General features: G+C 53.1%; 21 protein-coding genes. 4 read left to right on the plus strand and 17 right to left on the minus strand.

What is annotated here, in order from left to right; genetic code table 11:
* Window position 1: 1 nt before the first annotated feature.
* Both Q0X64_RS08195 and fae read right to left on the minus strand, forming a co-directional pair.
* Complete coding sequence (locus Q0X64_RS08195) at window positions 2-526, minus strand: hypothetical protein (RefSeq protein WP_297811169.1); 525 nt, start codon at window positions 524-526, stop codon at window positions 2-4.
* A gap of 125 nt (window positions 527-651) precedes the next feature.
* Entirely contained in the window at window positions 652-1,200 is a 549-nt protein-coding gene (gene fae / locus Q0X64_RS08200) for a formaldehyde-activating enzyme (protein WP_297811171.1), read from the minus strand.
* A gap of 132 nt (window positions 1,201-1,332) precedes the next feature.
* Here fae and Q0X64_RS08205 point away from each other — a divergent pair, with 132 nt between their 5' ends.
* Window positions 1,333-1,734, plus strand: a complete 402-nt coding sequence (locus Q0X64_RS08205; protein WP_297811175.1) for a group II truncated hemoglobin — start codon at window positions 1,333-1,335, stop codon at window positions 1,732-1,734.
* Complete coding sequence (locus Q0X64_RS08210; protein WP_297811178.1) at window positions 1,731-2,483, plus strand: molybdopterin-binding protein; 753 nt, start codon at window positions 1,731-1,733, stop codon at window positions 2,481-2,483. The genes Q0X64_RS08205 and Q0X64_RS08210 overlap by 4 nt, the downstream gene beginning before the upstream one ends.
* On the opposite strand, the gene Q0X64_RS08215 is transcribed toward Q0X64_RS08210, so the two are convergent.
* Entirely contained in the window at window positions 2,462-3,382 is a 921-nt protein-coding gene (locus tag Q0X64_RS08215) for an AEC family transporter (RefSeq protein ID WP_297811181.1), read from the minus strand. The two genes, Q0X64_RS08210 and Q0X64_RS08215, sit on opposite strands and share 22 nt — an antisense overlap.
* A gap of 209 nt (window positions 3,383-3,591) precedes the next feature.
* Between Q0X64_RS08215 and Q0X64_RS08220 the strand changes: the two genes are divergently transcribed.
* The gene (locus Q0X64_RS08220) at window positions 3,592-5,490 is read left to right on the plus strand and encodes a LapD/MoxY N-terminal periplasmic domain-containing protein (protein ID WP_297811184.1); all 1,899 of its coding nucleotides are present in this window, start codon (window positions 3,592-3,594) and stop codon (window positions 5,488-5,490) included.
* Window positions 5,491-5,504: 14 nt separating this feature from the next.
* On the plus strand, window positions 5,505-6,170 hold the full coding sequence (locus Q0X64_RS08225; protein WP_297811187.1) for a transglutaminase-like cysteine peptidase: 666 nt from the start codon (window positions 5,505-5,507) through the stop codon (window positions 6,168-6,170).
* A gap of 2 nt (window positions 6,171-6,172) precedes the next feature.
* Here Q0X64_RS08225 and Q0X64_RS08230 read toward each other — a convergent pair whose 3' ends face one another.
* The 14 genes from Q0X64_RS08230 to rapA form a co-directional block, all read right to left on the minus strand.
* Window positions 6,173-6,850 carry a hypothetical protein gene (locus Q0X64_RS08230; RefSeq protein WP_297811190.1) on the minus strand — a complete coding sequence of 226 codons (678 nt, stop codon included), beginning with the start codon at window positions 6,848-6,850 and terminating at the stop codon, window positions 6,173-6,175.
* Window positions 6,847-7,626, minus strand: a complete 780-nt coding sequence (locus tag Q0X64_RS08235; RefSeq protein ID WP_297811193.1) for an FTR1 family protein — start codon at window positions 7,624-7,626, stop codon at window positions 6,847-6,849. Before Q0X64_RS08235 ends, Q0X64_RS08230 begins: the two co-directional genes overlap by 4 nt.
* A 3-nt stretch (window positions 7,627-7,629) precedes the next feature.
* Window positions 7,630-7,956 carry a cupredoxin domain-containing protein gene (locus Q0X64_RS08240; RefSeq protein ID WP_297811197.1) on the minus strand — a complete coding sequence of 109 codons (327 nt, stop codon included), beginning with the start codon at window positions 7,954-7,956 and terminating at the stop codon, window positions 7,630-7,632.
* Window positions 7,953-9,281 (minus strand): ATP-binding protein, encoded by a 1,329-nt coding sequence (locus Q0X64_RS08245; RefSeq protein ID WP_297811200.1) that lies wholly within the window; start codon window positions 9,279-9,281, stop codon window positions 7,953-7,955. Before Q0X64_RS08245 ends, Q0X64_RS08240 begins: the two co-directional genes overlap by 4 nt.
* Window positions 9,278-9,937, minus strand: a complete 660-nt coding sequence (locus tag Q0X64_RS08250) for a response regulator transcription factor (RefSeq protein ID WP_297811203.1) — start codon at window positions 9,935-9,937, stop codon at window positions 9,278-9,280. The genes Q0X64_RS08245 and Q0X64_RS08250 overlap by 4 nt, the downstream gene beginning before the upstream one ends.
* Entirely contained in the window at window positions 9,918-10,577 is a 660-nt protein-coding gene (locus tag Q0X64_RS08255; protein WP_297811208.1) for a tetratricopeptide repeat protein, read from the minus strand. Before Q0X64_RS08255 ends, Q0X64_RS08250 begins: the two co-directional genes overlap by 20 nt.
* Window positions 10,578-10,586: 9 nt before the next feature.
* Window positions 10,587-11,372: an SDR family oxidoreductase gene (locus Q0X64_RS08260; RefSeq protein ID WP_297811211.1), complete on the minus strand. Its 786-nt coding sequence runs from the start codon at window positions 11,370-11,372 to the stop codon at window positions 10,587-10,589.
* On the minus strand, window positions 11,360-12,028 hold the full coding sequence (locus tag Q0X64_RS08265; RefSeq protein ID WP_297811214.1) for an iron-containing redox enzyme family protein: 669 nt from the start codon (window positions 12,026-12,028) through the stop codon (window positions 11,360-11,362). Before Q0X64_RS08265 ends, Q0X64_RS08260 begins: the two co-directional genes overlap by 13 nt.
* Window positions 12,029-13,486 (minus strand): AMP-binding protein, encoded by a 1,458-nt coding sequence (locus tag Q0X64_RS08270; protein WP_297811217.1) that lies wholly within the window; start codon window positions 13,484-13,486, stop codon window positions 12,029-12,031.
* A complete protein-coding gene (locus Q0X64_RS08275; protein ID WP_297811220.1) occupies window positions 13,483-14,187 on the minus strand; it encodes a thermostable hemolysin in 705 nt (234 codons plus the stop codon). The genes Q0X64_RS08270 and Q0X64_RS08275 overlap by 4 nt, the downstream gene beginning before the upstream one ends.
* A gap of 84 nt (window positions 14,188-14,271) precedes the next feature.
* The gene (locus tag Q0X64_RS08280; protein ID WP_297811223.1) at window positions 14,272-15,507 is read right to left on the minus strand and encodes a TolC family protein; all 1,236 of its coding nucleotides are present in this window, start codon (window positions 15,505-15,507) and stop codon (window positions 14,272-14,274) included.
* 45 nt (window positions 15,508-15,552) lie between these two features.
* Window positions 15,553-18,678 (minus strand): efflux RND transporter permease subunit, encoded by a 3,126-nt coding sequence (locus Q0X64_RS08285; RefSeq protein WP_297811226.1) that lies wholly within the window; start codon window positions 18,676-18,678, stop codon window positions 15,553-15,555.
* Window positions 18,675-19,907, minus strand: a complete 1,233-nt coding sequence (locus Q0X64_RS08290; protein WP_297811229.1) for an efflux RND transporter periplasmic adaptor subunit — start codon at window positions 19,905-19,907, stop codon at window positions 18,675-18,677. Before Q0X64_RS08290 ends, Q0X64_RS08285 begins: the two co-directional genes overlap by 4 nt.
* Before the next feature lie 43 nt (window positions 19,908-19,950).
* On the minus strand, window positions 19,951-22,782 hold the full coding sequence (rapA, locus tag Q0X64_RS08295) for an RNA polymerase-associated protein RapA (RefSeq protein WP_297811232.1): 2,832 nt from the start codon (window positions 22,780-22,782) through the stop codon (window positions 19,951-19,953).
* Window positions 22,783-22,796 lie beyond the last annotated feature (14 nt).

Genomic DNA, 22,796 nt, shown 5'->3' on the forward strand with positions numbered 1-22,796 from the left:
GCTATTGCTGGCTGTCCCAGACTTCCTGTTCCAGCCCGTTTTCCCGGGTCCAGACCCGTTCACCAATAATCTTGAACTGCTTTATCGACATAGCGCCGCGTTTTTTACGGCCACTGTCTTTCTTACCCTCCAAAGCATCTGCCACCGCTTCGCGGCTGGCTTCATAGATTTCTTCCGGTTCGTAATTGTCATCAAACAGAACCAGCACAGCCAGATCCCAGTCCTGTTGCGGGTTCAGTTGACCAATACGGGGGCTGGTGCGGCTGCTGTCGAAAATCGCCCGCCCCTTGATGATAATCTTTTTATCCTGGCGTTCACCCTCACGGCCCACGGCATCAATGGCGCTGCCTGGCTCGTCAATTAACGCGAGGTTCAGGGCTCTGGCGGCATCAAAGCGCGCAATTTCGCCGGTGACCGGTAATGTACTGCCCGTGGTTTGACGGTATTTTGCAGCCAGTTGCCGGGTTTCATGCATCAATTTATCAATGGAATAGAGTTCCATATCTGCCTGAGCGGGTTTGGTCATAGGCTTCATTATACATAGCAAAAAAAACGGTCCATCCAAAAAATGGACAGACCGTTAAAAATACGAGGCTGTGAATCAATCCTCTATCTAAGAGACATCAGCTAAACAGCTGAGTTTCCTAGCGTTTATTTTTTAGCATCGAGTTCTTTCTGGTAATACTTGTGAACCAGTTTTTCCTGGTTTTCCAGCAGGTAATCGATGCTTGGTTCATTGTTCATCGCTTTTTCGATAGCACGGGTAGTCGCTTCGCGGTGAATGTTGAACAGCGCTTCGTGGTCCAGGTCTTCAACCGTGGTGATGCTTGGGTTCAACCAAACAGAGACGATGATACCCAGATCGTTCGCTTTTTCTTTAGGGATGGTGCCGTTACGGACCGCATCCAGAACACCGTTGGCAATCGCGCCTTGTACGGTACCCATGAGGATGTTGGTGTAAGCGGTTTTCTTAACAGTGACTTTACTGACCATGATGGTCGCAGGACGCACTTGCATGTCAGTGTTCATCAGCGCCAGAACGCGAGAGTGACCTTGGACCTGGTCGCCCATCAGGTTAGCAAACGCGGTACCGACTGGGCCGTCCAGTTCACCAATAACAACTTCTGGTTCAGCGGCTGTAAATGCAGGACCACCACCGATCAGCGCTTCGCCTGTACGCATAACAATTCTTTCGCTCATTCGGATTTCTCCTCAATTGGATTACACAAAAATTCCACAATTATCCCGGTCTGAGACTCAGCTCGCAACCTTGATTGGCTTTATCGGTCTGAACAGGCAGGATAAACTAAGCATTTTTCAGCAAGATTTCATATGGCCAATATCGCAACCCCTTACGAGCGGATCGGCGGCGAAGCCGGTGTCAGAGAGCTCTGCCAAACCTTTTATAGAACCATGGTTGAGACCGAGCAGACTCAACTCATCCGCAATCTGCATCCTGAAGACATCAGTCGCAGTGAAGAAAAGCTGTTTATGTTTTTGAGCGGCTGGATGGGTGGTCCCCCACTATTTACGGATAAATTTGGTCATCCCCGCCTGCGCGCCAGACACCTGCCCTTTTCCATCGGCATCGAAGAACGCGACCAATGGCTATATTGTATGGCTCAGGCATTAAAAAGTATGGATCTTGACCCGCTGTTTGCCGAACAATTAATGTCATCCTTTGTACAGACAGCAGACTTTATGCGTAACCGTCAGGAGCAAACGGCTGGATGAAGATTGGCGCTTTAATCATCGGTGATGAAATTCTTTGTGGCAAAAGACAGGATCGCCATTTTGCTTTTCTGCAGGAAACCCTGGCCAAGCGCGGGCTCGAGCTGAGTTGGACCTTGATTGTCGGCGATGATGCAGCGGAGCTGGAACGTGCCATGCGGTTTTCCATGGCCGGTGATGATCTGGTGTTCAGCTTCGGCGGCATTGGCGCGACCCCCGATGACCGCACCCGGCAGACCGCAGCAAATGTGAAAGGCGTGCCGCTGGTACCCCATCCGCAAGCTGTTCGCGAAATTGAAGACAAGTTCGGTGAAGCCGCCTACCCCAATCGTATTCTGATGGGTCATCTGCCTGAGGGCTGCCGTCTTATTCCCAACCCGATCAATCGTGTGGCGGGTTTCAGTGTTGACGACCACCATTTTATGCCGGGTTTTCCGGAAATGGCCTGGCCTATGGTGGAATGGCTGCTGGATAATGAATACAAAAACGTCCGTGACCTGCGTCCGCGCAGCGAACGCACTATCACGATTACTAAGGGCCGTGAATCGGATCTGCTGGAAACGATGAACCAGATCGTCGATGACTACCCCGACCTGTTGCTTTCCAGTCTGCCCCATCTGGCGGCAGAGCCTTATATCTTATTCAGCCTGCGTGGCGAAGCCGCACAGGTTGAAACGGCCATGCAGGTGATGATTGAGGCTGTCGAAACCGCCGGGTTTATCTGGTCTGATTACACCGCCGGTAAAAACTGATACCAGATTGTCAGACTGCCCACGCTTAGCACCGTGGTGATAAAGATGGCGGCCGCATACAACGCCGTATCCAGTCCATATCGTTCACAAATCACTATCCCGAAAATCATCGTCGGCATAGCTGCCAGCAATACCGTGGCTGTGCCGATATGCTCGGGAACCGCAAGCGCGTGACCGACCCATAATGCCATCGCCGGTGCGACCATTAATGACAATAGAGCCACTGGCAGCAACAGAGGAAGAATGCGCAGCCGCATGGTATCCCAGCGAATACTCATGCCCAGTGCTATCAGCATCAAAGGCACCACAGCGCCCGACAGTGTAGATAAGGTATTGTGGACAATTTCCGGTCTGGGCACATCCAGCAGATTCAGCGCGATGGCGACTGTCACAGCCCAGAGTGGCGGTACCTTGGTGAGTTCACGCAGAGGATGCACTTCGCGGCCATCAGCGCCATAGTGATGAGCCAGCATAATCCCCAGGGTCAGTAGCACCGGCGTGCAGGCAAACAGGTCGTACTGCAGCACCACCGAATTACTCCAGCTTCCCAGTACCTGATTGGTCACAGGTAAGCCCAGGTAGGTCGCATTGGGAAACACAGCAGCGAGCAGCAAGGCGCCTTTCTGTGTCCCGGTTAAACGATAAAAACGCAGTACCACACTCATCACCAGCGCTGATACGGCCAGGCCTGACAGCGCAATCAGTGAGATTTTCATTGACGTGATATCAATCGGTGCCCGCCAGATCACATCGACAACCAGCGCCGGCAACAATATATAGAACACCAGATCAGTCAGGGCCCGGCGATGCGCCAGTGCCGGGATATGCCTGGGGGCCAGTATTTGCCATAGCGAACCGAAGGCAATTAACAGCCCCATCTGCAGCATGGTGGTGAGCATGTGGGTAACCTTGCTTGGATAAACGCTGATCCTAGCAATCGCTGATTTAAAACTAAAGCCTATTCGGCGGCGGGTGTGGCTTCTTGCCCGCTTCGCCAACTACGGGTATTGTTGACGCAGTTTGTCAGGAAACCGTCTCGGCGACAGGATGCAAGTGACCCGCTGCCCGGTTTCTTCATTTGGCATTGGCCTGTCTCGAGGAACGTTTTATGTCTCTCTCCAAGCAATTATTAGTCCTGATCAGCCTGATATTTCTGATTGTATTTTCAGTCAGTTTTTACCTTAGTATGAGCAACATACGAAATTATCTTGAAGTTGAATCTGAGATTCATGTTCAGGATACGGCAACCTCACTGGGGCTCTCCATGAGTCCACATATGGCTGATGAGGATGATCCCATCCTGCGCACCATGATGAATGCCATTTTCGATATGGGCTATTACAAGGAAATGCGACTGGAAAATGTCGATGGCGAAACCCTGGTCCAGCTCAACAATCCGGTTCAGATGGAGGGGGTGCCCGACTGGCTGATTCGAATGCTGCCGCTGAAAACCGCCACGGCCCAGACTGAAATCAGTTCCGGCTGGAATATCTCGGGCATGCTCTATGTCAGCAGCAACCCGTCATATGGCTATCTCAAGCTCTATGAGCAGGCCAAGGAAACCCTGCTCTACTCAATTATTGTTTTTGTTGGCGCGTTTGTTCTGCTGATGCTGGTACTGAGGCTCACGCTGAAACCATTAAAAGCGATTCAGAAACAAGCCAACGATATTTCCAGCGGCAATTTCGTCAAGCTCGACAAACTGCCATGGACCGCTGAAGTACGTCATGTAGCCCAGTCTATGAATGGTATGTCGCAGAAGATCGGTGACACCATTGGCCGACTCAATAACCGTCTGGATGCGCTCAATGACAGCCTGCAGCGGGATAATCTGACGCGGCTTCTGAACCAGGTCACTTTCGGCGTCGACGTGAAACGGGCATTGGCGACTGGCGAGACCGGGTATGTATTTTATTTCAAGTTTGATGACCTGGCAGCGATCAGCCGCGACAAAGGCAATAAGGAAGCTGACCGTCTGTTGCGTGATTTTGCTGAAATGCTGACCCAGGTGGTGGCGGATAAAGGCAATGCCTATCGGCTGTATGGCTCTGAATTCGCACTGCTCACCGAACTCTCTGATGCCGATTCTGCCACCGCACTGGCAGAGCAACTGAAAACGGCAACACAGGCCCTGGCAGCGAAATATCAGCTTGAGGATATGCTGCACAGCGGCATTGTGTTCTTTGATAAGACCAGTGAATACGATCGCCTGATGCCAGCCATGGTCGAAGCCTACGAACAGGCTCGCAATATCGGAGAAAATGCTTATTTCATCAAGCAGAATTCCATCAGCTCAATGAGCGAACAGCAGTGGCGTGATGCCATTAACCATGTCATAAGATACAACAGTCTGGAAATCACCTTCACCGCTGAGGCCTACAACTATCAGGGTCCAACACCGCAAAAAGTGATGCAGGAGGCCTTTACGGTGGTGAAAGATGAGCAAGGCCAATCGCTGTCTATCGGTACCTTCTTCTCGGTGGCACAGGAATTTAATCTGGCGGAAGAACTGGATAAAACCATTGTTAACAAAATCATCACCACAATGGAAAACCAGCACATCGATAGCGCTATCACGATCAACTTGTCGATGGTGTCGGTCTCATCCAGCAGCTTCAGGCAATGGATCAAAACACGACTGGAGCAGACAGCCATTGATAACTACAAACTGGCTTTCTCGGTCACGGCCTATGCCGCTGCCAAGGATCTGGATGCCTTCGACAGCTTCAGCCGTTATATCGAATCGCTGGGTGCCACGGTGCTGCTGAAACGCTATTCAGCCGATATTATCGCTATCGACAGGCTGCGTGAAATGCATATCGACTACATACGACTGGCACGCGATCTGACCCACAACATTCTCGGCAATGCCAGTAAAGCAGACTTCCTGGAGTTGATTCAGGAAGTCTGCAGCCTGATTGAGGTACGTGTACTGGCCGAGTCTGTCGAAGCTGATGAGGACTTCGACAAGGTCAAACAAGCGGGTATATACGGAATCAGCCGCTAAGGCTAAATCCCGCTATGCGCATTCGCCTCAACCCGATGCTGATACTGATCATGGTGTCATTGCTGATAGCGTTGCCCGGTCTGGCCGAGCTCACTATCAGTGAAAAAGTATTGGCTAAAATCGAGAGTCAGTACAATAAATTTGCCCGTAAACGGGTTGAGAACTGGCGTGATCTGGTTGCTAATCCGGATAACCATGACTTACCAGAAAAAGAGAAACTGGAATTGGTGAACAAATTCTTCAATTCCAACGTGATGTTTCTCAATGACATCGACCTGTGGAAACAAAAAGATTACTGGGCAACACCGCTGGAAATGCTCTCCATCGGCGCTGGTGATTGTGAGGATTATTCCATCGCCAAGTACTTCACCCTCAAAGAGCTGGGCGTCGATGAGGAGAAGCTGCGGATCACCTACGTCAAGGCTACCGAAATCGATCAAGCCCACATGGTACTGACTTACTTTGAAACCCGGCGGGCCACCCCGCTGGTACTGGATAACCTGATTATCGATATCAAACCGGCCAATCAGCGCCGCGATCTGGTGCCGGTATACAGCTTTAACGGTACCGGGTTGTGGCTGGCGAAATCCCGTGGTGAGGGTCAACGTGTGGGTGAGGCGTCCAAGCTGTCTTTATGGAACGACCTGGAAAAACGCATGCAAGAGCAGGCTTTACAGTAAGTCTAGAACTCATACTCTGCCAGTACGCGTAAGGTCGCATCCGGTGTCTTCTCACTCAGACCCAACAACACGCCAGTCTCCCAGTGCAGTTTTTTACCGGCTGCAAAGCGAATATCCCCCATCGCCACTGGCCCCAGCGCTCGGGTGTTTTCACCGGCATAAAATTCAACCGCCGGTTCAAACTTGGGTGAATAACGATAACGGGCCTGCAGAGCGGTGGCCGTTTCAAACTCATCCTTGACCGCATCGCCCCACTCGTATTCCAGCCACATGTTGGCTGCCCCGACCCACCGGCCCCACTGCTTCTCCATCAGTAGTGCAGTCGCCAGTTCGTATTCGTCCTCTTTGTGAGACTTTTCCAACTCCAGCAACAGCCCCCAGTCGATCGCATATTCGCCCTGCTCAGTCAGTTGCAAACGGGTTTCCAGTTCATAGCCTTGCATACGGAACGTGTCCCCTTCTTCGGCAGCGATAAGATAGCCCTCTACAAAGATCCGATCGTTCAATGCCCGACCGATTCCCAGTCGTTGCAAATGATCACCATCAGCTGCCACCATTCGCCATTCAACCTCTTTCTCCATCGCCTGCACATAAGGGTGATAAACCTTATCGATTGTCAGATTGTCGGCTATCGCTATAGTGGGCAATACCAGACTGAGGACTACACAAAGCGTTTTCATGGGGTTCTGCCTCTGATTGTATAGCTGATGACGGCAGCGGCAATTAAAACGCCGATGCTGATGAAGTAGGCAGCCGCTTGTTGCGGTGCTGGCGTCGCTTCATAGCCGACCAGCGCATAAAGTAACTGCCCGACAGCAGACCGTTCGCTGATCCAATGAGAGCTGTCCCAGATGGGCGTGGTCGCCGAAATGTAATCAGCCTGGATCATAAACTCAACCGCCTGGGCCACCATGCTGCCGCCTATCAGCAACAGGATCAGGTAACCCAGCCAGATGCCATGGCTGCGGCGCATGTTGACCAACAGATAATAGAAAAACACCCCTACACTGAGACCGATCCCCGCCCCCACAGCGCCGCCCATCAACACCGGGCTAAGCAAATCCGGAATACCGATAAAGCCATTGATATAGAGAATAATTTCCGAGCCCTCACGCACGATAGCGGTAATCACGGCAAGGATAATGGTCACCAGGTTGAGCAGACGCCAACTCACATGTTGCTGGTGTGGCACACTGATCATGAACAACAACAGACAGAGAAAGATCAGGCTGTGAAGGCAGGCATTGACGATTTCCTGGCCCGTGCCGCCGGCCATCATCGACACCTGTCCAAGATTAACGGCATAAACGTAAGCCCCGCCAAAGCCCAGCACCAGCGCCACTAGCATCCACCACAAATTGCGATTAAGGAGCTGACTCAGAGCCAAAAAGACGCTGATAATTAACGCTGCTTCCAGCACTTCCCGCAAAATGATAATGACCGCATTCAATAGCATGGTTTACTCCACAACCACTTTGCCTTGGGCCGTTTTGGGGAAGAACTCACCAAAAAACGGATACTCACCGGCCGGCAAAGGACCGATAAATATAATGGCTTCGCTGTTGCCGGCAATGACCTTTTCCCGGTTGAGCTCATAACTCTCAAATTCTTCCGCCGTCGGATCCAGATTTTTCACCAGCAACTTGACCTTGGTGTCAGCCGGGATCGGTACGGTGTCGGGATAAAACAGATGATCGCGAATTTCAATTTCGATCACCGGCGGACCGGCATGGGCAACAGGCAGATAACTCAGTATCAAACCGAAACAAACCAGGATAACTTTCAAGACTGCTCCCCTTGAGGGAATAATACCGTGACGCTTAATCCCTGCCCCATCGACGACGGGCCCAGTTTGATGGTCGCGTGATGCAAATCGGCAATGTGCTTAACGATAGTCAAACCCAGCCCGCAACCTAATTCGCCACTGGCGTGTTGATCACCCTGCAGGCGATAAAAGCGTTCAAACACCCGCTCATACTGGGCCTCTGGAATGCCAGGGCCGGAGTCCTCCACTGTCAGTGCTACTTTTCCGGATAGCGGTCTGACCCGGATATGGATTTGACCACCGGCTGGCGTGTATTTATGTGCATTGCTCAACAAGTTATGCAGCAACGTCTCTAAAGCAAAACGATTACCCTCAATCTCGACGTTATCACCGCTGAGTTCAATCTGTTGCTGCTTTTGTTCGAACTGGACAAATTCACTGGCAATCAGTGACTGCGCCAGCTTCAACATATCCACTTTTTCGAACTTGACCGCGGCTTGATCGGGTGAGGTCCGATACAGTGCCAGGATCTGTTCAATCAAATGGCCCATGCGTTCAATACCGGCTCTCAGCAGTGCGATATCCTCATCTTCGTTGCCCAGCCGCTGCCGAAGATTATGCAAATGCACTTTGAGGACACTGATCGGGGTTCGTAACTCGTGGGCCGCATCGGAAGCAAAGCGTTGCTCCCGGTGGAAAGCCTCATCCAGCCGCCCCAGCAAAGCATTAGTGTTACCCACCACGGCAGTCAACTCAGCCGGCACTCTGTCCAGTTCAATCGGGCTCAAATCATCGGCTCTTTTATGGCGAACCTGATCGGCAAACTGCCTCAGCGGTTTTAATCCCACGCCCACTGCCAGCCAGATAATCAGCGCCGCCATCGGTATCGCCAGCACAATCGGCAGCAGGGATTCAAGCACGACCTCTTCAGCCAGGGAATAGCGGATATCGATCCGCTCGGCCACCACAATCCAGCGATTCAGATGCTGATCACGGTAAACATAATTACGCCAGCGATAGCTGGCATGATTGACCTCATGAAAGCCCTCAGCTAACTCGCCTGTCACAGCCTCGGGGGCATTTTGCGATCGGGTCAGCAACTGTTTGCCACCACTGTCCCAAATCTGGAAATAGCTGTAGGGCGTTTGTTGCTGGGCGATGCTCTGCCGCTCCGCCTGCTCGGAATTGGCCGAGGCAATCAGCCGGGCTGTGCTTTCCAGCCTGGAATCAAACAGGCTTTGTGCCTTTTGCATGCTCGACTGGTAGCCATGCAGCAAGGCGACGAAGTTGACCAGGGTAATCGTGGCCAACAACGACAACAGCAGAAATAGACGGATCGACTTCATGCCGGTTTGATGCTGTAGCCCACGCCGCGCACTGTTCTGATAAATTGCTCAGGCAGCTTTTTGCGCAAATGATGAATGTGCACCTCAATGGCATTACTGGCGATTTCCTCGCCCCAGCTGTAAAGCTTACTTTCCAGGCTGTCACGGGTCTGCACGCGACCGGCGTTCTCCATCAGTATCTTAAGCAGCATGAACTCACGACGGGACAAGTCGATAGCGTGACCGTCAACGGTCACCACCTGCGCTTTGCTGTCCAGCATCACCGGACCAATCGCCATGCCAGCATGCTTGAAACTGCTCAAACGACGTTCAAACACCCGCAGCCGGGCCAGTAATTCATCCGTTTCGAACGGTTTCGCCAGGTAATCATCAGCACCATTATCCAGTCCTGTCACCTTGTCTTCCAGCGATGCTCTGGCCGTCAGGATTAATACCGGTAGTTCGGCGTCCTTTTTACGAATGGCTTTGAGCACTTCCTGGCCATCAATATCAGGCAGCCCCAGATCCAGCACCACCATATCCGGTGCCGCTGTGCTGACGGCATGAATGGCCGGCTTGCCACGTGCCAGGTGATTGACAGTAAAGCCTTCCCTGTCCAGTGATTTTTTCAGACCTTCTGCCAGAGAAGGGTCATCTTCAATGAGCAAAACCTGCATGCTGCTTGGCTTTCTCCTGGTTTTTTAGTTGTTGCAAGGCCTGTTCAATCTCATGATGACGGCCTTTGTCAGCCAGTGGCCGATCCGGTCTTGCCGGTGCCTGACGGGCTTTGAGCAAATAGCGCTGAGCCTGCTGGTACTGGCGCTGATCCAGTAAAAACGTGCCGTAGAAATAATTACTATCTATGCCGTCAGGGTTTATGGTCAAGGCTTTTTTCAGCAACTGCTCGGCCTGGTCATCATCACCGAAACCCAGAGGCCAGCCGGGCACTTTGAAATACAGCGTGCCAAGACTGGTATACGCTGAACCTTCCAGTGCCTGGTCGTTGATTTTGAGTGCCTGTTCAAAGTCAGTTCTGGCATTTTTAGCCAGCGACAACGCGCCCAGACCGCCTTTGATGCCAGCGTAACTGGAACTGACAATACCGCGCCAGATTAACGCTTCCGCTGAGTCGGGGTAACGCTTCACCACCTGATCAGACTCTAGTAACAGGCTTTCAAACGCGGTTTTCTGTGCTTTATCCTCAAGTTGATAATTCGCCTCAGCCCAGGCTTTCTGGATTTGACTCACGTCAGTCATCACATCAGCAGATGCCGACAGGCTCAGAATTAAACTCATCACAAATAAAATTGTTTTCATGGCGATCCCCTAAAAATATTGTTTAATGACTGGCAGCTGTTTCACAAAGGATTTATCCACCAGGTTGGGACACAGGCTGTTGATGCGAACAAACAGCTTTTCCGGCCAGCCCAGGTAGGCCCGTTTCTGACTGTTTTTGAGAAAGTTCACCAGCTCCAGCGCGACTTTTCCCGGCGCATCCATGGCATTGCCCAGTGCCTTGTTCATCTCGTTGACTCGCTTGTCGTTGAGCTCTGTGCGGGTTGCTCTGGGCGCGAAATAACGCACCGAGACAGGGCTATCCATCAGTTCACGGTTGAGCGCTTCACTAAAGCCTCTCAGACCGAACTTGCTGGCGCAGTAGACGCTGTAGCCGGGCATGCCGATACTGCCGAGAATGGATCCGACATTCACAATCCAGGCTCGGGACTGCTCCTGTAATAACGGCAGAAAATCACGGCAGAGCGCAATTTGACTGGTGAGGTTGATATGAATGAGCCTTTCCAGCTGTTGATCACTGTAATTGCCGAGGCCGGCAAACTGATTGATGCCGGCGATATTGATCAGCATTTGCGGTGGGCGCATCAGTTCTCGGCAAACGGCAAGCAGACTGGCACGACCCTCAGGCCGGCCCAGGTCAGCTGCTACCGTGTAATGCCGCTGCCCCAGCGTCTGATTGAGAGCTTCCAGACTGTCGCCGTTAATATCGGTCAGCACCAACTGCACGCCCGCCGCATCCAGTAATTCGGCAACGGCTTTACCGATGCCACCGGCCGCACCGGTGATGACCAGGGTTTTATCGGTCAGACTGAGCATGGCATGGTCTCCCCGGTCAGGCTGCGGAATATATTGCCGTAGAGATAATAAAAACGCTTTGCTGACTCAATGATCAGGGCTTGCTCAGCAGGATCACTGATTTGATTCATCAAGCCCTCAAAGAACTTGACGTGCTCCTGATCCAGGGCACCATGAGAGCGTAAATAACTGAATGCCTTGTCGGGCAAGCCCAGCGTTGTCTTGATACTGTCAGCGGCTTTATCGGCCGAGCTGATGCTGGTGCCTTCCAGCACATGCACCATGCCGAAAAATCCCAGCGGATTAACGCGCTGCGCCATATCATAGGCATACGCCACCATCAGTTCGGTGTGGAGGCCGGGCTGACTGCGGCGAACCTTTTCCTTGTCACCGCCACAGGCAGCAATATCATTGAGGATCCACTCCTGATGGCCAACCTCCTCCTCGATGTATTCTGCCACGGCGGTTCTGAGCCATTCTTTGCTCTCGGGCAATCTGCCGCCGACGGTCATTAATAGGGGCACGGTATGCTTGACGTGGTGATAGGCCTGGGTAAGAAAGTCGATATACAATTCAAGACTGATATCGCCGCTGAACGCTTTTTCAAACACCGGTGCCGTGAAAAGTTGTGCCCGTGCGTCCGTCGTCTGCATTTGTAATTCATCAAAAAAAGCCATTCAAGCTCGCTCCTTGTAGAGATCATTGATATTGGATTGATAACGCTGAGCTATTCGCTCTCTGACCGGTTTACCATTGGCGGTCAAGGTGCCGTCATCCGTACTAAAGGGTTGTGATAGCCGGACCCATCTCACTATCTGGGCATAATCAGGCAGGCTGTGATTGACTTCCGCCAGCCACTGCTCGATCTCGACATTGGGGGTAGCTGTGTGTCGTGGGTAAATCAGGGCAACGCAATAAGGGCGTGCATCACCGATAACCACAGATTGGGCGATCCTGGGATTAGCCAGCACTTCGCTTTCAATCCATTCTGGATTGATATTGCGGCCGAAACTATTAATGAGCAGATTTTTGCGACGGCCCTTGATATACAGGTAGCCCTGCTCGTCAAGGTAGCCGAGATCACCGGTATAGATACGGGGCGGGTGCCAGCTCTGTGGGCTGTTGATGTAGCCCAGAAAAGCATTACCGGCCACGACAATCTCGCCATCTTCAATTGTCACACTTAGATGGGGTAAAGGCTGACCGGTGCTGCCCGGCTGATTCTGTTCTGGCCCGTTAAGGCTGACCACAGAACTGCACTCCGACAGCCCATACCCCTGATACACCGGCAATCCTGCCAGATGCGATTTCTCCAACAAACCCGGGCTGACATGACTGCCGCCAACGGCAATAAATTGCAGACTTGCCGGTGGCAGCCAGCCCTGCTCCATGCTAATCAGCATTGCTGATAATAATTCCGGCAACAGGATCAGACTGTCCGGTTGTGTTCGTTCAATCGCGGTCAGTAAACGGCTAACTTCAAAACCCCGGCTGCCGTTGAAACCCAGTTCAGCAGCAGGCAATAACACCACTTCCCCACCGCTGAGTAGTGGCGCGTAGATTCCGGCAATATTTTCCAGCAATGTGGCCAGCGGCAACACACACAGATGCCGAGTCTGTTCAAGCCCGGTCACCCGTAGCAAAGACTCCACTACTCGATATTGATTGGCTTCACTCAGGCACACACCCTTGGGCTGACCGGTTGAGCCCGAAGTAAAGGTGACTTTGACCGTATGATCAGGTATTCGAGTGCCAGTGACACAATCAAGCGCTAGCAGTGCCAGATTGCCGATCAACGGGGTAAGCGTGTCATGGGATTCTGCATTGGACAGGATCATCGCCGTCGCACCACTCTCTCGGAGTGCAAAGCGGCGTTGCTGATCACTGAAAAAAGCGGGCAGCGGAAGCAGAATAACGCCATTCTTGAGACAGGCAAGATCAATCACCACCCAGTCAATATCATTCTCTGCCAACAAAGCCACGACCTGCCCGCGATAAGACTGGAGTTGCTCAGCGGCCAGGTCGACCAGCGTCAGTAATGCTGTCCAGCTCAAGCTGACTTCGCTGTTGCTGATCGCAGTAGCATCGGGACGCTGCCGGGCCCGACCGACCAACTTTTGGATTATCTGACTCATGGCGCCAGTTGGGCCTGAAAAGCAGCGATTTGTGTCGCGTAACTGTCACGCAGTTGTGCCATTAGTGGATGCGTGTTGATCTGGCAGAAACTCTGCTCAATGTTGGCAGCCAGCACGACAGGACGGTCATCGTAGTAGCGCCCCCAACTGCGACCCTCATCATTTAACCGTGATGGATCGGCTTCACGAATTAGCAATGTCGGTAACTGCAGCGTTGCCAGCCAGGTCCTCACTCCCCGATTGGCGGTGAACACCACCCACTCGTAGCCGGCACCATGAAGGATCTGAGCCAGCAATAAAAACAGCGTCTGCGTTGCTCGCTGACGGCCTGAAGCGAGGTTGCCAATCTCGACAACGTTGTCTCGGTCAATCTGACTCTGGGTTAACAACGACAGTGTGGTGGCGATATCGCAGTCGAGATACTGTTCCAGAAACAGCTGGGACTGTTTGCCAGTCTGAAAGCCCAGCGCTGCTTTAATGCCGTTTTCGCTGGAAGCTGATAACAGGAGTGGCAGAAAAAACGCCAGATTAGCCCCGTAATGATGGGCAAAGCGTTGATGAATGAATTGTTCGGTTTCGCGTCTGTTGTCACTGCCCGGTGTGTGCAGAGTCAATGAGAACACCGGTAATACGGGGACATCACGAGATTGAGGCTGAACAGCTTCGTGACCGCTGACATTATCTACAAATAAGGCTTCCATTGACCACTCCAGTCTGTGACATGTTGAGCACAGACTAGCGTGGTTAACTTAACGGAAAATTAAGCCTGTTTATGCTGCCTTCATTTAAAGCAAAACACCCAGCGCCTGGTTCACTGCAGCAATGTTCTGCTCGACCTGAACCTGCAACTGACGCTTGCGGTTACGGCTATCATTGGCTCGGACCTGGCTACGCAGTAAATCCAGCAGATTGAGTTCACCCAGATCAAACGCACGCTTTTGCAACTGATAATAGTCCTGCGTGGTTTTGTTCTGCTCGCTGATCAATTCCAATTGTTTCCTGGTAGCTTTCAGTGTTTGCTGGCGAGCCAGTAACGTCTTGGTGAGCTGTCTTTCGATTTCGCGGCGTTGCACCTGTGCTTCGGCGAGGACCGCAGAGGCTTCGGCCACGGCCGGTTGGCTGTAACGACTGTCATTGAGTGCGATACTGATGCCAACACCTAGGCTATGATTGAAGCTTTCTTTATCATCACCGCGCTCGCGGCGGACACCGACCGATAGATTGGGATTGGCTGCACCGGCATATTCGGCGATGCCCATTTCAGCCTGCAGCCTTGCAATCACCTGGTCTTGCATCGCAAGTTGCGGGTGCGAGGCTGGAATGGTGCTGGCAGAACCCAGGGTTTCAGTCACCTGTGCCGGCAACTGTTGCTCGCCGGTGATTAAACGGTAGGTTTCCAGTTGCTGCTCGAGTCGGGATTCGGCTTCTGCCATCAGGCCGTGTTTTTCCAGGGTGTTACTGCTGGCCAGTAATGCCTCAGTCGGTGGCATATCGCCCGCATCCACCCGCTTTTTGACATCATGTTCCAGTTTTTGCGCAGTTTGCCAGGTCAGGCTTGCCTGCTCCAGATCCGACTCGGCCAGTTTTACCTGCCACACCAGTTGCCGGACTTCTGCTGAAGCCTGTAACTGAAGCCGGGCCTGATAAGCCGGCAATTGGGCCATCAGCCTGTTAGACAAGGACTGCTGTGCCTGCTTCTGCCCCGGCAGCCACAATGGCATATCGATACCGCCTTCCCATTCCTGAAAACCATCGCCACTGCCAATGGCATCGCTAAAATGATTCAAGTTAGCAGTAGCTGGCTGGGCAAACAGTGAGTCAGAGAGTGCATCGTTGGCCTCTTGCAGCCGAGCAAACTTGCTCTCACCCAATTTGCCCGGCAGTGCCTGATAGACCTTCTCGGTGAGCGTTGACAGGGTCAGGCTATCTGAATAACGGACTTTTATTTGCTCTGCTGTTACCGGCAAAATTACTGATGACGACAGGACTGCCGCCAGCATCAAATGTTTTAAATGCTGCATTGTTTTCCCTTGTTTCAAAGCCCGCCGACCATCAAAGTAACAAATTTACGCCGCTTGCGGTGCCTGACGACCGCTGATTTTATCTACCGCACTCTCATGTACCGATAGCATGGCTGGAATCACCAGTAATACCAGCAGCGTGGCAAACATCAGACCGAATGAAATGGATACTGCCATCGGGATCAAAAACTGGGCCTGCAGCGAAGTTTCAAACAACAGCGGTGTGAGACCGCCAATCGTGGTCAGCGAAGTGAGCAACACTGCCCGCAACCGCTGGGTAGACGCTTCCACGATGGCTTCTGTCGTCTCCATACCCGCTTCACGTAATTGCTTGAAGAAGGTCACCAGGATAATGGAATCATTGACCACGATCCCTGACAGACCGAAGATGCCGAATAGGGACAAAATCGTCAGATCGATGCCCATTAGCCAATGGCCGAACAAGGCACCAATCAGGCCAAAGGGAATAGCCGACATCACAACCAGCGGCCAGCCATACGAAGCAAACACCCAGGCCAGCACCAGGTAAATCATCACAAAGGCCAGCATCACACCCTGAATCATATCGCCAATGGTTTCCCGCTGCTCTTCAGCGCGGCCTTCATAAGCCACCTGCACGCCAAAGCGGCTGCTCAGGTCGGGTAAAAAGTCCTGCTGTAAATCAGCCAGAATTTCGTTGTTGTTATTGACGGCAGCATCGACGGTGGCAGTGGTATGAATGGCGAGTTGGGTATCGGTGTGGCGCAAAACGTCAAAGCCGCGGCGGGCATCAAACTCCACTACACTGGATAATGGCGCACTACCACCGTCAGGCAGCCGTATCATAAAGTTTTCCAGCGTCGCCAGCGTATTGCGTTCGCGGTCGGGCAGCATCACCCGGACCTCGACTTCGTCATCACCGTCCTGGAAAATCTGCACCAGCTGACCATCAAAGGCTGCCCGTAACTGACGGCCGACATTGTTCACCGTCAGTCCCAGCACTTCGCCCTGCCCCTTAATGCGGTAAATCAGTTGCTCCTGACCATAAGGCATATCGTCTTCAATGGCACTGACACCGGGATAGGTTTTCAGCTTCTCGGCTACTTCCTGTGAGGCCGCTTTGAGGGTGTCTGCCGGCGCGCCGGTCAGGCGAATATCAATATCACTGCCGGGGGGCCCGCCACGGCGCTCACTGATGGTGAAACTCTCAATACCCGGTGGAAGTTCAATCTTGTCGCGCCAGACATTGATAAAGTCTTTATTGCGCACATCACGTTTATCCGGTGAAATCATTTCCACTTGAATCGAGCCGAAACGTTCATCCACCTGGGAAGTGGCATTAGGATTGGCGGCACTGGCAGTGCCCAGACGGGTCACCGATAAATCCAGCAGTTCCGGGCCCAGTTCCTCAGCCGTGTCCTGCAGGGTTTGATTGGCATGCGCCAGGAAACGCTCAACATGATCACCGGGCGTACCGGCAATAAAACGGGCGTTGGCGACGATGGTCGTGCCTTCCGGTGACGGGAAAAAGTTAAACAGAATACGGCCGCTGGCCAACAGCCCGATAGCAATGATTAATAGCCCCACCGCGGCCGCAATGGTGCTCCAGCGAAAGGCAACGGCGCGGCTGACCAGCGGTTTGAAGATCCGGTCACGAAAGTAGTGAAATTTATCATCCAGTGCCCGCCGTATTTTACCCGGTTCTGCATGATGCATGGTATGAAAAGAATGACGTAAGTGACCGGGAAGTATTAAAAAACTCTCAATCAATGAAGCCACGATAACGCAGATCACCACAAACGGAATATCAAACAGGATATTACCGATCACCCCGCCAATCAGCATCAGTGGCAGGAATGAGGAAATGGTGGTCAGCGAGGAAGAAATTACCGGTGCCAGCATACGCCGGGCCCCGCCCTCAGCCGCCGTCAAGGAGCGTTCACCGCTCTGGTAATGGGACAATGCATCTTCGCCCACCACAATGGCATCATCGACGATGATCCCCAGCGACATAATCAGACCGAACAGGCTGATCATGTTGATACTGCCGCCCAAGAGATAAAGCACAAACAATGCGGCCATAAATGACACCGGAATACCCACCGCCACCCAAAATGCCACCCGGCCGTGCAGGAATAGGAATAATACCCCCAGCACCAGCAACAAACCGCCCAGACCATTGGTGAGCAACAGGTTGATGCGATCTTCAATCAGCTCCCAGCTGGCATCAAAGACACGGATCTCCACCCCTTCCGGTAACTGGTCACGGCGCTCTTCCAGCCACTGGTTCATGATTTCGGCTGAGGCCAGGGCATCGGCATTTTCAGTGCGTTGCAGTTCTATCTCTACTGCAGGCTGGCCCTGGTAAAACACCTTGACCTGATCGCGCATTGGCCGGCGTTCTATTTGCGCCACATCATCCAGTTTAACCAGGCCGCCGGCGTAATCGGCTTTGACCGGCAGTTCACTGAAAGCATAGGCATCACGCCGCTGATCCAGACTGCGTAGCTGACGTGCAGTTTCGTCATTACCCACTTCGCCAGCCGGTAAATCCCGGCTTTGCTCCCCCACACGTTCACCCACCTGATCAAAACTCAGGCCCAGCGATTCCAGCTCATGGGTGCTGAGCTGGATGGCAATCTCCTCTTCAGGCAGACCACTGATATTGACGCGGGAAATGCCCCGGTTCAGCAGCTCATGCTCTATCTGATGCACCAGGTCACGCAGCTCACGCAAGTCGCCATCGGTAGTGACCAGTAGCCGGGCTACGCCATCGTATATCGTGGTCAGCGTCACTTCCGGTGTTTCACTGTCGGCAGGCAGGTTACGAATACGGGCGACATGATCTTTTACCTGGTCCAGTGCCCGGCCCATATCGGCATCATCCTCAAACTCCAGGCTGACAACCGACGATCCGTATGATGAGGTCGACGTCATCTTGTCGACATAATCAACGGTACGCAGCTCCTGCTCGATTCGCGTTGTCAGCGAATCTTCGACGTCCTCGGCACTGGCACCACGCCACTCAACCCGGATACTGATAATATCCAGCGCAAAATTGGGAAAAAACTGGGTGTTAAGCTTGCTGAGCGCCAGTGTGCCGGCAATCAGCATCATGATCATCAGCAGGTTGGCAGCCACACGGTGCTGGGCAAAAATGCCGATAAAATCCCTGTAATGTTCCGATTTCACTCAGCAATCTCCACCCGCAGCCCGGTGATAGCATTAGGCAACTGGGTCGCTGCCACTTTATCGCCCGGCTGCAACTTATCACTGCGGATCAGCATCAATTTCTGACCGTTTTCTCCGGTCTTCTCGCCAACACGCTCAACCTGCACAGACTGCAATAAACCCGCTTCAATGCGGTAAACGCGATCCAGTCCGTATAAGGCACTAAACGGAATTTCGATAACATCATCCTGCTCGGCCAGTCGCAACTGCAACTCCATGAAGGTGCCGAGCGGCAACGGCTCCTGGTTGTTATCAATGCTGAACAGACCATCAATGCCCCCACTGTCCTGTCGTACTTCGCCCGACAGTCGTTGCAGGGTCAGTTGGATGGTTTTACCCTCAAGCCGGGCATGTGCTTGAAGCCGCTTGCCCTGGTTCAGTAAGGTGCGAACCCGGCCAATGAAACGGCCGGGGATCTGCGCGCGGACTTCCAGATTGCTGAGATCATAGACGGTCAGCAAGGTATCACCGGGACGTACCCGATCACCCGGCGCCACATTAAGCCCCGCCACCCGACTGTCAAATGGCGCTGTAATGCGGGTGCGGCCCAGATTCACTTCACTTTGCGCCAGCAGGGCCTGGGCACGGCTTTTGGCCGCCTCTAACTGGGCCAGCCGGGCCGGATGGGTATCGATATCATGCTGTAATTGCTTCAGCGACAATAGCTGCTGCTGGTAGGCTGCCAGAGATTCATCCAGGGCTGACTGAGAGGCCAACCGGGTTTCTTCCAGTTTTTTAGCCCGTTGCACGGCTTTGTCAGCGAGATTGACCAATTGCTGCTGATTGGACAGCAAGCCGCGATCACGCTGGTAGCGTTGATTTTCGCTGTCTATCAGCGCCTGAGCTTCGCGCACGTCAGCCTGTCGCTGATCCCGCAGCAGACTGACATCGGTATCGTCCAGGGTAATCAGTGTCTGGCCGGCGTCAACAATATCGCCTTCCAGCACATCGATGGTCTCAATATCGGCTTCCAGAGCGGCTTTAAGACTGGCGTCACGCGGCGTTTCCACCCGCCCGTAAATGGTAATTTCCGGTGCCAGCCGCTGATGCTGAACCGTGACAGCATCGACCAGCCAGGCTTTTTGGGGCTGATCACGGGCTGCGGTTTCCGGTTCACTGACCTTGAGCAAAAAAAAGGTCAGCACAGCCACGGCTATGATGATCAGCGGTAACAGGGTTTTTCTCAACAAGCTATGCTCCCAGCACTTATATCCTTGGTCAGACTGATTCCGGCTATTCCGGTTCTGTCACAATCGCTACCCGAATCGCATCAAGGCTGAATTCGGCAGTTTGTATCGTATCAGTAAATGCCGACTTTGCCTCTGAGAAGGCATCAAACTCGGCCTGGCGTATCGCCGGATTGACCGCTGCCAAGGCTTCAAGCCGTTCATATTCTTCGCTCATTGACTGCTTCATCTGGACGAGCGCTGCTGCTTTGATGTTTTCTGCAGGCAGTTTCACGGCTTGTCTGGCCTGTTTGAGTAAAGTCTCAATCTGCCCTCTGGCGTGGCGGATCAGCTCCTGTGATGTCGCACGGGGAATGCGCCCGGCCAGTTTGTTAAAAAGCGCATCGGGGAGCTCAGATTGGTGCTGGACACCGGATTCATCCACCACAACCCGCAGATAACCTTCCGACAGGAAACGATTAATCGCTGATTGCGACTGGCCTGCAATGCGCTGTAATTTGAACACCGCTTCCAGTAATAAAGTGCCGGCTTTGAATTGATGGCTAGCCAGAGTGCAGAAAGCACTGTTACCCAGATCGGTATGAATCACCAGATCCATTGCCCCCATCACCATCGGGTGCTCCCAGGTCAGAAAGGCCATATCCTCGCGCCCCAGCGCACGATGACGCTGATAAGTGGCGGTCAGCCCGTCTTCTGGCAGCCCCGGGAACTGGGCATAGCTCATATGCTGGCCGGGCTTGATAATCACGCTGTCACTGCTGTGGGGCTGCTGCTCGACGCCGAAAGCATCAAACACATCATCCATAAAGTCGGCCAGCTCCAGTCCGCGGGTGACTTCTTCCAGCTCCGCGATTAAATAACCGGCCTTATCCTCATCAAACGAATGCCGTTCCAGTAGCACATTGCGCCCGGACGCCAGTTGCTCATGGGCCTGCCGGGCCACGGTCGAGGTGGTATCAATCAAGCTTGAGAGCTGTTTGCTATCGCCCGGCTGTTGCAGGCAGGCGTCCAGCAATGCCGGGGTTTCACGGCTGACGGCATCACCGGCACTGAATACGCTTTCAAACGCATTCATGCCCTGCTGATACCAGTCAAATAAAACCTGCTGGCTGCTGCCCTGATAATAAGGCACATGGATCTGTACATCCTGTTGCTGACCGATACGATCCAGTCGACCGATGCGCTGTTCCAGCAAATCAGGCGTTGACGGCAGGTCGAACAAAATCAGGTGCTGACAGAACTGGAAGTTGCGCCCTTCGCTGCCGATTTCCGAACAGCAGAGAATTTGCGCCCCACCCTCATCATCTGCAAAAAACGCCGCCGCCCGGTCACGATTGACCAGCGTCATATCCTCATGAAAAGCGGCGCTGCGTACACCATGATTGACGCTGAGATGTTTATCGAGCGCGATAGCAGTCTCAGCACGGGCACAAATCAACAGCAGCTTCTGACCACGCTGTTGTTGCAGGAAGTCCAGCAACCAGGAGACGCGTTGATCCTCTTCAAGCCAGTCTTCACCCAAATTCTCTTCGGGTAACAGGCCGAGATTAGCGTGCGTGGTTTCCAGCGGGTAGCTGTGCAAAATGCGGCTGGGGAAGCCGCTGACCACTTCACGCGTGTTTCGAAACAGCAGGCGACCGGTGCCATGATAGTCCAGCAATTGCCTGATCGCTTTATCACGCGCAGACTCAAATGCCGATTCATCACCTAATTCGGTGAGTACATGATCAGAAAGATAAGTGCGCAAACCAGTAAGCAGTGCCGCATCATTCGCTAATGGGGCCTGCAGTTGGTCGAGCTCGGTAATCAGCGCTGCCAGTGGCTGATAGGATGCTTCCTGTTCGCGGAAAGCCGAAAGATCATGGAATTTATCCGGATCCAGCAGGCGCAGTCGGGCAAAGTGACTGTCCACGCCCAGTTGTTCCGGCGTTGCGGTCAACAGCAGACAAGCCGGCACCTGACCGGCGACTTTTTCAATCAACTGGTATTCAGCGCTGACATCATCTTCCTGCCAATAGAGATGATGGGCTTCATCCACAATCAGCATATCCCAACCGGCGGCCAGCAGATCAGCCTGCATTTGCGGGTGATTAAGCAGTTCATTCAGCCCGGTCAACACCAGCTGCGCACTGTCAAAGGGGTTACCTCCCCCCTCCTCGGTCAGCGCCTGATGTCGTTCATTGTCGATCAGGGTAAAAGACAAGTTAAAGCGACGCAGCATTTCAACCAGCCACTGGTGCAGCAGCGCATCAGGCACAATGACCAGCGCCCGTTTAACATCTCCGGCCAGCTTTTTCTGATGCAGGACCAGACCTGCCTCAATGGTTTTACCCAGCCCTACCTCATCGGCCAGTAAGACCCGCGGGGCATATCGCTGGGACACCTGATGAGCGATATAAAGCTGATGCGGCAACAACTGCATGCGGGCACCAAGCAGGCCGAACACCGGCGAGCGATAAAGATCATGCTGAAATGCCAACGCCCTGGCCCGCAGCTCGAACTGGCTGTTTTTATCGACCTGACCGGCAAACAGCCGATCTTGGGGCTGATTAAAAATAACCCGGCTATCCAGGTCCATTTCATGCACGCTGACCGGCTCACCTTCTGCCGAATCCCCCTGGTAAATAAAACAGCCATTAAACGGCTGCAACGCGGTAATGGTGAAGCTGACTGACTCACGCGTCTTAACCTGCTCTCCGAGTGAGTACACCACCCGGCTCAGTGGGGCATTGTCGGCGGCGTAAAAGCGGCTTTCCGACACGGCCGGGAAAAATACCTCTATCTGCCGGCCATGGCGTTCCTTGATGATGCCCAGCCCCAGTTCTGCCTCGCTGTTGCTGACCCAGCGTTGTCCGATAATAAATTCTGTTTCTGCCAATGTAATTGCGGCCC

Source organism: uncultured Methylophaga sp. (assembly GCF_947259025.1).
Classification (GTDB): Bacteria; Pseudomonadota; Gammaproteobacteria; order Nitrosococcales; family Methylophagaceae; genus Methylophaga.

What these genes read in the sequence shown, in the direction of transcription:
- Q0X64_RS08195 (WP_297811169.1), bottom strand. Translation starts at nt 526, where the DNA reads ATGACCAAACCCGCTCAGGCAGATATGGAACTCTATTCCATTGATAAA.
- fae (WP_297811171.1), bottom strand. Translation starts at nt 1,200, where the DNA reads ATGAGCGAAAGAATTGTTATGCGTACAGGCGAAGCGCTGATCGGTGGT.
- Q0X64_RS08205 (WP_297811175.1), top strand. Translation starts at nt 1,333, where the DNA reads ATGGCCAATATCGCAACCCCTTACGAGCGGATCGGCGGCGAAGCCGGT.
- Q0X64_RS08210 (WP_297811178.1), top strand. Translation starts at nt 1,731, where the DNA reads ATGAAGATTGGCGCTTTAATCATCGGTGATGAAATTCTTTGTGGCAAA.
- Q0X64_RS08215 (WP_297811181.1), bottom strand. Translation starts at nt 3,382, where the DNA reads ATGCTCACCACCATGCTGCAGATGGGGCTGTTAATTGCCTTCGGTTCG.
- Q0X64_RS08220 (WP_297811184.1), top strand. Translation starts at nt 3,592, where the DNA reads ATGTCTCTCTCCAAGCAATTATTAGTCCTGATCAGCCTGATATTTCTG.
- Q0X64_RS08225 (WP_297811187.1), top strand. Translation starts at nt 5,505, where the DNA reads ATGCGCATTCGCCTCAACCCGATGCTGATACTGATCATGGTGTCATTG.
- Q0X64_RS08230 (WP_297811190.1), bottom strand. Translation starts at nt 6,850, where the DNA reads ATGAAAACGCTTTGTGTAGTCCTCAGTCTGGTATTGCCCACTATAGCG.
- Q0X64_RS08235 (WP_297811193.1), bottom strand. Translation starts at nt 7,626, where the DNA reads ATGCTATTGAATGCGGTCATTATCATTTTGCGGGAAGTGCTGGAAGCA.
- Q0X64_RS08245 (WP_297811200.1), bottom strand. Translation starts at nt 9,281, where the DNA reads ATGAAGTCGATCCGTCTATTTCTGCTGTTGTCGTTGTTGGCCACGATT.
- Q0X64_RS08250 (WP_297811203.1), bottom strand. Translation starts at nt 9,937, where the DNA reads ATGCAGGTTTTGCTCATTGAAGATGACCCTTCTCTGGCAGAAGGTCTG.
- Q0X64_RS08255 (WP_297811208.1), bottom strand. Translation starts at nt 10,577, where the DNA reads ATGAAAACAATTTTATTTGTGATGAGTTTAATTCTGAGCCTGTCGGCA.
- Q0X64_RS08260 (WP_297811211.1), bottom strand. Translation starts at nt 11,372, where the DNA reads ATGCTCAGTCTGACCGATAAAACCCTGGTCATCACCGGTGCGGCCGGT.
- Q0X64_RS08265 (WP_297811214.1), bottom strand. Translation starts at nt 12,028, where the DNA reads ATGGCTTTTTTTGATGAATTACAAATGCAGACGACGGACGCACGGGCA.
- Q0X64_RS08270 (WP_297811217.1), bottom strand. Translation starts at nt 13,486, where the DNA reads ATGAGTCAGATAATCCAAAAGTTGGTCGGTCGGGCCCGGCAGCGTCCC.
- Q0X64_RS08275 (WP_297811220.1), bottom strand. Translation starts at nt 14,187, where the DNA reads ATGGAAGCCTTATTTGTAGATAATGTCAGCGGTCACGAAGCTGTTCAG.
- Q0X64_RS08280 (WP_297811223.1), bottom strand. Translation starts at nt 15,507, where the DNA reads ATGCAGCATTTAAAACATTTGATGCTGGCGGCAGTCCTGTCGTCATCA.